The 11963-nt window shown below is 45.6% G+C and carries 12 protein-coding genes; 8 read left to right on the top strand and 4 right to left on the bottom strand.

Features of this window, described 5'->3' with window-relative positions:
* Positions 1 to 62: 62 nt before the first annotated feature.
* The 3 genes from FJ444_RS06550 to FJ444_RS06540 all read right to left on the bottom strand — a co-directional run bounded on the left by FJ444_RS06550 (position 63) and on the right by FJ444_RS06540 (position 2388).
* Positions 63 to 389 carry a DUF3718 domain-containing protein gene (locus FJ444_RS06550; RefSeq protein WP_140957131.1) on the bottom strand — a complete coding sequence of 109 codons (327 nt, stop codon included), beginning with the start codon at positions 387 to 389 and terminating at the stop codon, positions 63 to 65.
* 520 nt (positions 390 to 909) lie between these two features.
* Positions 910 to 1704, bottom strand: a complete 795-nt coding sequence (locus tag FJ444_RS06545; protein WP_140957130.1) for a DUF2189 domain-containing protein — start codon at positions 1702 to 1704, stop codon at positions 910 to 912.
* 165 nt (positions 1705 to 1869) lie between these two features.
* The gene (locus FJ444_RS06540; RefSeq protein WP_140957129.1) at positions 1870 to 2388 is read right to left on the bottom strand and encodes a hypothetical protein; all 519 of its coding nucleotides are present in this window, start codon (positions 2386 to 2388) and stop codon (positions 1870 to 1872) included.
* A 269-nt stretch (positions 2389 to 2657) separates the two neighbouring features.
* Between FJ444_RS06540 and FJ444_RS06535 the strand changes: the two genes are divergently transcribed.
* From FJ444_RS06535 to FJ444_RS06500, 8 genes are all read left to right on the top strand, one after another.
* Positions 2658 to 3881, top strand: a complete 1224-nt coding sequence (locus FJ444_RS06535; protein WP_140957572.1) for a pyridoxal phosphate-dependent aminotransferase — start codon at positions 2658 to 2660, stop codon at positions 3879 to 3881.
* A gap of 2 nt (positions 3882 to 3883) precedes the next feature.
* Positions 3884 to 4489, top strand: a complete 606-nt coding sequence (yfbR, locus tag FJ444_RS06530) for a 5'-deoxynucleotidase (RefSeq protein ID WP_140957128.1) — start codon at positions 3884 to 3886, stop codon at positions 4487 to 4489.
* Between the two features lie 14 nt (positions 4490 to 4503).
* Positions 4504 to 5871: an anti-phage deoxyguanosine triphosphatase gene (locus FJ444_RS06525; protein WP_140957127.1), complete on the top strand. Its 1368-nt coding sequence runs from the start codon at positions 4504 to 4506 to the stop codon at positions 5869 to 5871.
* Positions 5872 to 5949: 78 nt separating this feature from the next.
* Positions 5950 to 6942 carry a protein-methionine-sulfoxide reductase catalytic subunit MsrP gene (msrP, locus tag FJ444_RS06520; protein WP_140957126.1) on the top strand — a complete coding sequence of 331 codons (993 nt, stop codon included), beginning with the start codon at positions 5950 to 5952 and terminating at the stop codon, positions 6940 to 6942.
* A gap of 15 nt (positions 6943 to 6957) precedes the next feature.
* A complete protein-coding gene (locus tag FJ444_RS06515) occupies positions 6958 to 7587 on the top strand; it encodes a sulfite oxidase heme-binding subunit YedZ (protein WP_140957125.1) in 630 nt (209 codons plus the stop codon).
* 222 nt (positions 7588 to 7809) lie between these two features.
* A complete protein-coding gene (locus tag FJ444_RS06510) occupies positions 7810 to 8169 on the top strand; it encodes a deoxyguanosinetriphosphate triphosphohydrolase (RefSeq protein ID WP_255439060.1) in 360 nt (119 codons plus the stop codon).
* A gap of 104 nt (positions 8170 to 8273) precedes the next feature.
* Entirely contained in the window at positions 8274 to 8747 is a 474-nt protein-coding gene (locus FJ444_RS21780) for a YchJ family protein (protein WP_140957123.1), read from the top strand.
* Positions 8748 to 9001: 254 nt separating this feature from the next.
* Positions 9002 to 10831 carry a M2 family metallopeptidase gene (locus FJ444_RS06500; protein WP_140957122.1) on the top strand — a complete coding sequence of 610 codons (1830 nt, stop codon included), beginning with the start codon at positions 9002 to 9004 and terminating at the stop codon, positions 10829 to 10831.
* A gap of 33 nt (positions 10832 to 10864) precedes the next feature.
* On the opposite strand, the gene FJ444_RS06495 is transcribed toward FJ444_RS06500, so the two are convergent.
* Positions 10865 to 11893: a family 43 glycosylhydrolase gene (locus FJ444_RS06495; protein ID WP_140957121.1), complete on the bottom strand. Its 1029-nt coding sequence runs from the start codon at positions 11891 to 11893 to the stop codon at positions 10865 to 10867.
* Positions 11894 to 11963: the final 70 nt, after the last annotated feature.

Genomic DNA, 11963 nt, shown 5'->3' with positions numbered 1-11963 from the left:
AGCAGTTTAAACGGGAGCAATGCATGTACAACTGCTGCTCCCGTTTACTGTTAACGCCACGCTTAACTTCTGGCAGTCAGGAATTGATATACGCTTGATGCTGAGCGAGTCTCAGAGAACTCAACCAGACTTACGCCATTACAAGTTACACCACCTTCTGCACTGATCACTCGCAAAACTTCACGCTGGCTTGAACCAATCAGACCAACATTGCGCGCTACTGCTGAACGAAGTAAACGAACGTCGTCTTTTACTACTGCTTTACAGAAACCAGCAAACTCAGTGTCACCAGTAAAACGAACACCTTCTGCTGTTACGTCTGCCATTGCAGCGTTTGCGCTGGTAGCTAATACAGTTGCTAATAAAGCCGATTTAAATACATTTTTCATAGTCGATTCCTCTCAAGTGTTTTTACAACACACAATCAACAGTCGTTAGGTAAGTTGCTTTGTGTGGCCCCTGACGTTTCGTCCTGGTGCACTTTATTTATGCCCTAACTGAAATAAAATTACTGTTTTTTTATTGTTTACGCTTAGTGAAATTACGGTAAATTTAATTGTGAAAAGAGAGTTAACCAAATAAATCATTGTTTTATAAAAGGTAATTATAATTTCATATAACAAAAAGAGATATCAAACAATATATTAAGATTACAAAATTCTTAAAAAACGTGAAATTTTGGTAATTTAATAACGGAAAATAGCAGTAAAACACCAATAATTTACAACTAAAGTGGAAAATGCGGAGAGAAAAACACAGCAATATGTAATTTTATTACATAAACAATAAAGAAAACTGAGCAAATTTGGCGTGAATATAATGAATTGGCTTAAAGCAACGTACCCGCTTTGTGAGAGTTCAATTACAAAAAAGGGCCCAATCAGGGCCCTTTGAAAGTGACATCAATAATTAAACGTAAGCACGCTCGCGTTTAGTTTCAATGGCATCGATATAACCATGCCATGACGCAAATCCCAGAATCGGCATTAGCACGATAAAGCCAATGAACCCGGTAACAAAACCAATTGCCACCATGGAGAAGATGATCCCTGCCCAGGTAAACATAGGCACTTTGTTTACCCACACAGCATTTACACTGGTCATAACAGCAGTCGCTAAATCCACCTTGCGCTCCATCAGTATAGGCTGGGTAAATGCCGTTACAAAAAACATCCCCACACAAAAGACTGCACCAACCACTGTACCTAACCCGAGAAACGGCAACAAACTTTCCAGGCTTTCAATCTGGTGCTGTGGGTACAGCGCATGTATTAATGATGCAACACGCAGCCAGAAGATCATTAACACCATTAATAAAATGCCAAAGCCCCACTCGTTTACAGCATTACGCCGAATCGCTCTTACTGAATGACGGAGTGAAGGCTTGTGCCCCTTCTCCAATTCCCAACTTACATCGTATAAGCCTGCCGCCAGAAACGGACCAATCAGCATAAAGCAAACAATAGAAGGCAGAATAACCAGGTGCCAGCCAGTTAATGCGACCAAATAAGAAATAAACCAGGGTATTGCGGCAAAAATCAGACCATAGAAAATGGAAATAAGTGGAGTTCGCAGAAAATCCTGCAAGCCTAACGACAACCATTTAATGGGATCGCCTACATCCAGTTCCTTACAAGGTATTACGCGGGCAATTCCACTTTCGGTTATAGCATTTTGCGGTGTTTCTTTAAAATGTTGTGACATAGCTTCCCTCAACCATACGCTATTGACTCAATAACACCGGGTTAAAGCAGGGTCCCACACATTATTACTGATGCTTTTTCGCCGGTCTCACTATATACGATAGCGTTGAATAGGAAAGTTCACAATTTTTTAACACATTAAAGTTAGCTATTTTTCATAATGCTTTCAGCAGCGTACCGGCTGCCAACGTATCTTTTGGTTAAAGTAAGCACTAAGCTTCTGATTAAATTCATAAAAACTTATACACTCTTCTTCTAAACCCGTTACACATCCCAATGAAAATCGATGGCAATTATTGCTGATTGGGTCGTAGTCGAGATACCTGAACACCTGCGCAATGGCGCGAGATTCACACTGTTCGGCAATTAACGGCGTATAGCTCTCATCACAGGCCACATAGATTTGGCTCCCACTGCGTTGATGAAGAAAACGCTCCTGCCCTACCGCCTTTACCAACCCATTGCCGTGTAGTTCAATAATCTGACCATCGCACCAGATCCCAGTGTGTTCAAAAACGCCATAGATACCGCAACACACCACACTGCCATTGAGTGGCGTTACCAAGCGCTCGCTCTCTCCTGGGTAACTGGTTACCACACTGTGCCTGCGGGCATTATTTGCTAACGCTCCTCCAGCATAGACTGAAGCAAGCCCTGCGCCTAACCAAATGAGTGGAAGTGGCATACAGCCTCCCAAAAACAACCGTGTTGTGAATACAAAAGCACCGTACCTATATATAGGAAAGCTTTGCTAGTTCTACAATCACATAAGTGTAACAGTGCGTGTAAAGCTGAAAACTTGCGAAGTGAAGGGTTTAAAAATCAGGTAAGTTCGCCTTGTTTTACAGAAATGAAAAATTCGCCTAATTAATACCCTGTATGCGCAAAATTTTGCTTAACAGATGACCTGCCGATGCGATACCCTGTTGGCCTCTGTATTTTAAGTTATTGATGATGAAACCCTTATACAAGTCGCACAAGTTAGACAATGTTTGTTATGACATTCGAGGCCCAATTGCTGCTCAGGCACGCAAAATGGAAGATGAAGGACACCGTATTCTCAAACTGAATATCGGCAACCCAGCCCCATTTGGTTTCGACGCACCAGACGATATTCTGAAAGACGTTATCCACCACCTGCCGACTTCACAGGGTTACTCTGACTCTACCGGAATTTATGCTGCGCGCGTTGCCGTAATGCAGTATTACCAGCAAATGAACATTCGCAATATCCAGGTGGATGACGTGTTCATTGGCAACGGTGTGAGTGAAATGATCATGATGTCGATGCAGGCCTTGCTGAACACCGGTGATGAAGTGTTATTACCTAGCCCCGACTATCCGTTGTGGACAGCCGCGGTGAGCTTGTCGTCAGGCACTCCTGTGCATTACCGTTGTGATGAGCAGGCAGGTTGGTTCCCGGATATTGAAGATATCAGGAGCAAGATAAACAAACGCACCAAAGCCATAGTGATCATCAATCCAAATAACCCAACGGGTGCGGTATACAGCAAAGAATTGCTGCTGCAAATCGTGGAATTAGCCCGTGAACACGATTTGGTGGTGTTTTCAGACGAAATCTACGACAAAATTTTGTACGACGATGCAAAACACACCTGTATAGCCTCGCTGGCGGACGATATATTTTTTGTTACCTTCAGTGGGCTATCTAAAAATTACCGCGTGGCAGGTTTTCGCGCAGGATGGTTGGTGATATCTGGCAACAAGCGAATTGCCAAAAGTTATATCGAAGGCCTGAATATGCTTTCATCTATGCGTATGTGTGCCAACGTACCCTGCCAGAGTGCCATTCAAACTGCATTGGGCGGATACCAGAGCATTAATGACTTGGTGAGAGACGGTGGCCGCCTGAAACAGCAGCGAGATCTTGCAGCAAAGCGTCTGAATGACATAGATGGCATCGAATGCGTTACGCCCAAAGGTGCAATGTATTGCTTTGCCAAGGTGGATGCAGCCAAATTTAATATTGCCAGCGACGAACAAATGATTCTGGACTTGCTCAGCAGCGAGAAAATCCTGTTGGTACACGGTAAGGCATTCAACTTAACCGAAGGCATTTATTTCCGCCTGGTATTTTTGCCTCACAGCGATATCCTGGCCCCGGCTATGGATCGCATTGAAAGCTTCTTTAACGGCTACCGCCAAAAAGGGAAATAAAAATGGCCGAAAACAGCCATTTCTTTGCCCACCTGGCCAGGATGAAACTGATTCATCGCTGGCCGCTTATGCATAATGTGCGCATTGAAAACGTCCAGGAACACAGTTTACAGGTTGCCATGGTGGCTCATGCACTGGCGCTAATAAAAAATCGCTATTTTGAAGGCAAGCTAAACCCCGAACGCATTGCCACACTGGCTATGTTTCACGATGTCTCCGAAGTATTAACCGGTGATTTACCTACACCGGTAAAGTACTTCAATCCCGCCATTAAAGACGAATACAAAAAAATCGAAAAAATTGCTGAACAAAAGCTCATTGAAATGGCGCCGGAAGACTTCAGGGAAGATTACGCAAAGCTGATCGACAGTCAGTACCACAGTGAAGACGAAGCCTTCATTGTCAAAGCCGCTGATGTATTGTGTGCCTATTTAAAAACCCTTGAAGAACTCAACTCGGGCAATCGCGAATTTACGCTGGCCAAGAAAAGACTGGATAAAATGCTCAAAGACTATCATTCAGATGAAGTGGACTACTTTTTGAAGCGTTACGTACCCAGCTTCTCACTTAGTCTTGACGAAATCACGCAAGAAGATCAGCACAATTAAGCTACGGAATACACATGCAGCAACCCGGCTCAACCCTAACAGATAACGACGATTGGCAATCAACCTGGTGGGAGCGCAGGCTGCCACGTACTCAGGCCAGAGATGGCGATCACCGTTCGCCGTTTCAGCGCGATAAAGCCAGGGTTCTGCACTCTGCGGCATTCCGCCGGTTGCAAGCCAAAACCCAGGTACTGGGTGTAGGATTGAGCGATTTCTACCGCACCCGATTAACACATTCACTGGAAGCCGCACAAATTGGAACGGGTATTACTGCACAGCTGCAAGGTAAATTTCCCCGTTTAACTGAGCATGTAGGCTTAGATCCTTATTTAATTGAAACGCTATGCCTCGCCCACGACATCGGTCACCCACCATTTGGTCACGGTGGTGAAATTGCGCTGAATTATATGATGCACGAGCACGGGGGATTTGAAGGTAATGGGCAGACCTTCCGCATAGTCAATCAGTTGGAACCGTATACCGCTGATCACGGTATGAACCTGAGCCGCCGCAGTGTGCTGGGTCTGGTTAAATATCCCAATTTTATAGACACATTAACCAATCACGCTATTCTGCCCTCACCTTCAGTGAGTTTGCGGCAGGTAAAAGCGGAACAATGGCATCCGCCTAAAGGTTTGTTTCGCTGTGATGAAAGCTTGTTTGAATGGTTAATCGCCCCTTTCAGCCAGCAAGACAAAGACCGGCTGATGTCGTTTGATACCGCAACGGGCAAGCACGGAAAAACCCGGCACAAATCCTTTGATTGCAGTGTAATGGAGCTCGCCGACGATATTGCTTACGGCATCCATGATCTCGAAGATGCCATTGTAATGGGCATGGTGAAACGCGCAGAATTCGTGGAAGAACTGCAACAATCACTGGAGCAACTACAGGTACCCTGGTTGTCTGAACACATAGCAGGTATTGGCACGCGATTGTTCAGTCAGGCGCAGCACGAACGCAAGAATGCCATTGGTGCGCTGGTAAACTGCTTTATTACCGCTATTCGCATTGAAGAAGATAGCACTTTCGACCATCCATTATTGCGCTATCAGGCCGTATTGCCTGAACACCACCACAATGCGTTGGGTTTATTCAAACAATTTGTGTACACCAAAGTGATACGCAAACCCGAAGTACAGTTACTGGAGTACAAAGGTCAACAGGTTGTAATGGAGCTGTTTGAAGCGTTCAGCGCCGATCCTACGCGATTGTTACCGGAAAATACTCGAAAACGATGGCTTGCTGCTGAAGAGCGCAATAATGGGCATCGCGTGATAGCTGATTATATTTCTGGTATGACGGATGAGTTTGCCGCCCGCTTGTATTCCAATATGTTTGTACCCAAACGCGGCGGTATTCTGGATACCTTATCGCTCTGAATCTGTTTTGAAATCTTTTTGCACTGTTTGCGGTCTTATACCGTAGCAACACTTATTATTTCTTTACAGAGCAGGAATATGAAACGTTTTCGCCCATCGCAAATATTCAGGGATAACCAGGTAACTGACGAAAAGATCTTTCGCGATCGCCGCCGTATCATTAAGACACTTGGGTTTGTTGGGACAGGTTCTTTGCTCAGTCAGTCTGCCCATGGATTGGGCTGGTTCGACAACGAGCCCGAGTTTGAAGCCAAAGCGTTACCTTTTACTCAATCTGCTCAATACACCACCGACGAAACGCAAACGCCTTATGCAAAGGTAACCTCCTATAATAATTTTTATGAATTTGGTACGGGTAAAGACGACCCCGCGGAACGTGCGAAAGGATTTAAAACCGATCCATGGACGTTGCGAATAGACGGACTGGTGAATACACCGCTAACACTCGATTACGATGCCATTATGAAGCAATTTGCCTTTGAAGAACGCATTTATCGTATGCGATGTGTAGAGGCATGGTCTATGGTTATCCCCTGGGTTGGATTTGAACTGAATAAACTCATTAAACTGGCATCACCTCTTGGTTCTGCCAAATACGTGGCATTTGAAACCCTGCACGACCCCAAACAAATGCCCGGACAACGCAACCCCTTTATTGGTGGCGGCATTGATTACCCCTATGTAGAAGGCTTGCGCCTCGACGAAGCAAACCATCCGCTTACGCTCATGGCAACTGGAGTATACGGAAAAACGCTGCCCCCACAAAATGGCGCGCCCATTCGCCTGGTTGTACCGTGGAAATACGGCTTTAAAAGCATCAAATCCATTGTGCGCATTACACTGACCGATCAGCAACCCCCGACCACCTGGAATCGCCTGGCTGCAAATGAATATGGATTTTACGCAAACGTGAATCCCAAGGTTGCGCATCCCAGATGGAGTCAGGCCAGTGAACGGCGAATCACTGATGGCGGTGTATTTAATCAACAGCGCATCGCCACACGCATGTTCAATGGCTACGACGAAGTTGCCCCCTTGTACAGCAAAATGGATTTAGCGCGTTATTATTAGTCTTAGGTTCATTGTGTGAAACGATTACTCAACAAGCCAGTGGTGTTATCACCACGACGATTAGTGTTGCTTAAAGCTGCACTACATTTTCTGTTTTTGGGTTATTTACTATTTATAGGCTGGGCTGCCATCACTGACAACCTCGGGGCCGATCCGGTTAAAGCACTGATCCACACCACAGGAACCAGCGCATTAAACCTGCTTCTGTTTACCCTGTTAATTAGTCCCGTAGCCAAACACCTGCCGTTTCCCGGGCTAATGCAATGCCGCCGTCTTAGCGGTATATACGTGTTTGTTTATGCGCTACTGCACTTATTCGCCTACATAAGCTTTGAATTACAATACGACTGGGCGCTGGTGGCCAGTGAAATAGTTGAACGCCCCTATATTACGATAGGGTTTATTGCCCTGCTGGATTTGCTGTTACTTACCCTAACCTCACCCATGTGGGTAAGACGCAACATGAAGCGGGCGTGGCAACAGTTACATAACAGTATTTACCTTATCTTACTGCTTGTTCTGATCCACTTCAGTTGGTCGCGTAAAACGGCTTTGCAGGAGCCATTAGTGTATTGGCTAATTGCATTGCTTATCATGCTACCGCGTTTCGTCTACTGGGCACAACGAATCAAACGCCGTCGTTAACGTTAGACTTTTACCTTCACCTTTTGAATTTTGTTCCATTTGGTATGACTGCCTGAAAGCGTGGAAAAGTGTGATGTTGTCCGCATTTTGCTCTGACCACTGCCAACAAGTGATATAAAACGCATAAAAAAAATACAAAAAACACTTGCATGTTGTTTTATACAGTACTACTGTATATCCATACACTGTATAAACAGACATCACTTTAAACGAGGCAACAACATGGCAACAGTCACCCAATTACATAACATTATTGAGTTTCCGGTCTCTGCTAACCTGCGCGCAGCTTCTCACAAAGGCTGGAGTTACCTGTTGTCTTCGTCACTGGCGTTTAATAAAAGCATTGATCATGCTATCCGCATACAAAAACCCAATGAAGAAATGGTTCCTCAATGGATTCGAAAACTGATTACCAGTGGTCAATGCAGCACTATTTATGTGGAAGACCTGTCTTTACCACAACACGAGCAAGTACTGATCAAACAATTGTGCGACCAGTATTCAGTGTCACTCATTGGTTTGTCAGTAAATGATAAACAAGCTGGTGCAAAGGCAAGCAATGTATTACAAGGCCCCTGGTAATCTGGCACCAGCAAACTCGACCAACATCTTAAATTAACAAACTACTTTTGCCAGTTAGCCACTGCGATTACACTTCCATTCAATCTACACTTTGGGAGAAAAAAATGGCAGACAACTGTTTCTGTTGCAGTGGACAGTCTTACGAACATTGTTGTAAGCCCTATCATATGGGGACTCATCATGCGCCTACGCCCGAGGCGTTAATGCGCTCGCGATATTCAGCTTATTGTTTACAAAACTGGCCGTACATTCTTAATACCTATGCTGAAAAAACCAGAAGCACCTTAACTGAAGCTATGCTAGCGGAGCACGCAGATGAACAAACATGGCTACATCTGACAATTCACGCTAGAGATGGGCTGGGGCCTGAACAGGTTGATTTCTCCGCCTATTACGCTATTTCAAAACAATGTTACGTACTCCATGAAACCAGTGATTTTATAAAAGAAAATGGATGCTGGCGTTATGTAACCGGATTACTCCACCAAGATACCGGCAAGCTTTCTACTGGCCGAAATGATCCCTGCTTTTGCAACAGCGGAAAAAAATATAAACAATGTTGCCTTAAGCGCCTGTAAAGCTTAATACGCCAGGGTTATCAGCCTTCTGCACGCTTGATTTATTTGCCCCGCGTATTACAGTGTATCCAGCGTGAACCAATACGGGTAATGCGGTAACGTATTCGCGGGTTGAAAACAGTTTGCTGTTTAATCAACCTCAGTACACTAATGACAAGCAGAAATCATCAGTTTTCGCATCCCACGATAACGGTTGCTTGTAGCCAGTTGGTGTAACTAATACCGCAATAATAATAACTAACGAGAGAATCAACATGAAAGCGATCTCCTTTACACTGGTTGCCGCCGGTGTGGCAAGTGTGTTGGCTGGTTGTCAGCCAGCACCTGACAATGTACAAACAAAACCATCAGATAAACTTTATACAGTGCAAGATGCACAAGCCTTTGTTGACGCATCACAGCGTGAAATGGCCAAGATGTCTGTTCCTGCGGCTAAGGCAGCCTGGGTATATGCCACCAACATTAATGACGATACCGCCGCAGTTAACGCCTACCTGTCTGAGCTTTACAGTAACCGGGCCGCAGAACTGGCAAAACAAGCTGCCGATTATAATCACGTAGAAGCGGATGCGGATTTACGCCGCAAGTTGGACCTGATGCGTGGCGGCCTGACCATGCCGCCCCCCGCGGATCCTACAAAGTCAGAGCGATTAGCACAAATTGGTTCGGAATTGGATGGCATGTACGGTAAAGGCAAATATTGTCGCAGCGAAAACGACTGTATAAGCCTGGTAGAAATGAGTTCTGCCATGGCTACAGAACGCAATGCTGATTTACTGTTAGAGTACTGGAAAGGCTGGCGTGATGTGTCTGTGCCTATGAAGCCTCTCTATGAAGAACAGGTTGCGATTGCTAACGAAGGTGCCAAAGAACTCGGTTTTGCCAACGTAAGTGAGTTATGGCGCAGCAAGTACGATATGCCTGCCGACGACTTTCCCGTTGAACTTGACCGCCTGTGGGGTCAGGTAAAACCGCTATACGATGCTTTGCACTGCCACGTTCGCGCTGAATTAGGTGAATTCTATGGTGAAGACGTAGTACCACAAAATAAACCCATTCCAGCTCACTTGCTGGGCAACATGTGGGCGCAATCCTGGGGTAACATTTACGATATCGTAAAACCCGATACGCCGATGCAGGTACCTGATGTTACCACTGCCTTGCGCGAACAGGGTTATGATGAAATAAAGATGGTAAAACAAGCCGAGTCATTCTTTTCATCTTTAGGGTTTGAAAAGCTACCAGACTCATTCTGGACGAACTCACAATTCAGCAAACCTGCTGATCGCGAAGTGCAGTGCCACGCTTCCGCTTGGGATGTCGATAATGTAGACGATTTACGCATTAAAATGTGTATTCAAATTACCGGTGAAGAATTCAACGTAATTCACCACGAGCTGGGCCACAACTATTATCAGCGCGCCTATAATCAGCAACCTTACCTGTATCAGGGTTCAGCCAACGACGGTTTCCACGAAGCCATTGGTGATACCATTGCGTTATCCATAACACCTAAGTATTTAAAGCAAATTGGCCTGATTGACGAGATCCCGGATCCATCAAATGATATCGGCATGTTGTTGCAGGTTGCACTGGATAAAATTGCCTTTATTCCGTTTGGATTAATGGTTGATCAGTGGCGCTGGAAAGTGATGGCGGGTGAAGTAGGTCCTGATGATTACAACAAACTGTGGTGGGAGTTACGTGAGAAATACCAGGGTGTAATGGCACCCGTTGCCCGCGATGCGAATGCGTTTGATCCGGGAGCAAAATACCACGTTCCAGCCAACGTGCCTTATACCCGCTATTTCCTGGCGCACATTCTGCAGTTCCAGTTCCACAAAGCGTTATGCGACATCGCCGGTGATGAAGGTCCGCTAAACCGTTGTTCGATTTACGGCAGTGAAGAAGCGGGTAAAGCGTTGAACGAAATGCTGGAAATGGGTCAGAGCCGTCCGTGGCAGGATGCACTGGCTACCATTACGGGTTCACCTAATATGGACGCCAGTACCATTGAAGCGTATTTTGCGCCATTGAAAACCTGGCTGGATGAGCAAAATAAAGATCGTCAGTGCGGTTGGTAATACGGTGTTGAATTGGGCTGCATTTGCAGCCCTTTACCAGTTAATATCTACAGGCTGATCCCGGTTAGTCTGTAGCCATTCTCCGTCAAATGTGAGTTCACTCACCTGAATAACACTGCGTCGCGTACTCTCATTATCGATGCCTTTATTTGCCGCTGTTTTACCCGGATGGGTAAAGTAAAACAAATACGCTTTGTTATCCTGTACTACGACATCGGGATGCTGGCCGATAACCCCATCCTGCTCTCCAGTGCCCGGCTCGCTCAGTAAATACGCTGTTTGTTGTTGCCAGCTAGTTAAATCTGCGGAGCGATAAACCGATAATCCGCGCCACGCATCGATAATCATCCAATACCAGCCCTGCCAGTAAAATACGACCGGCCCTTCTCCTCGACTGGTTAACGCCGCTTTGCCTTGATCCTGCCAGTGATATAAGTCTTCACTATCAGCGTAGTAAATTGACTTACCATCAGGTTCGTCGTTATAAAACAAACGAAAACCACCATTTGGCTTCACTATCACATCAGCATCAATCACCTTGTTAGTATTCAGATTTAATTGTGACTGATAAACCCAGTCCAGCAAATTTTCGCTGGTGTAATGGGCAATGGTGCGCGGATGAGACCAGTTATCAAAAATGCCTGGTACCAGTGTTAAAAACATATGATATTGATTGTCGTGTACAAATACATCCGGTGCCCACAACGTAGGCGGAATGTTGTTACCACTGAACGAGGCATCCTGTAAGTAATGCCATTCACGACCATTGTTTGAACTGGCAATGCCAATGGGTGTGCCGTGTACCCACTCCACCCCATTTAAGCCTGCTACATTGGCCCGGCGATTGGTGTAGAACATTAGCCAGCGCTGAGCTTGCGCGTCCCATACAATTGAAGGGTCCGCCGCGCCATCGTAAACCGGATCCTGATATAAAGGCTTTGGCGCTTGCGTTGCCACCGCGTTTTGTTGAATGGTGGCATTTTCAATTGTACGTGTGCTACACGAAAGCAGCGCAGCGGCACACGTTGTGCTGATAACAATGTTAAGTAACCCGTTGTTCATAGCGATTGAGTACTCCCTGATTCGCCTTATGAGCGCCGTATCTTGCTGACACTTTATGTGACAGATGTTG

The sequence above is a fragment of the Aestuariibacter sp. GS-14 genome (genome assembly GCF_006494365.1).
In the GTDB taxonomy this organism is placed as follows: domain Bacteria; phylum Pseudomonadota; class Gammaproteobacteria; order Enterobacterales; family Alteromonadaceae; genus Alteromonas; species Alteromonas mangrovi.
The sequence above is the reverse complement of the archived record's forward strand: the minus strand, read 5'-3'. Positions and strand labels throughout refer to the sequence as shown.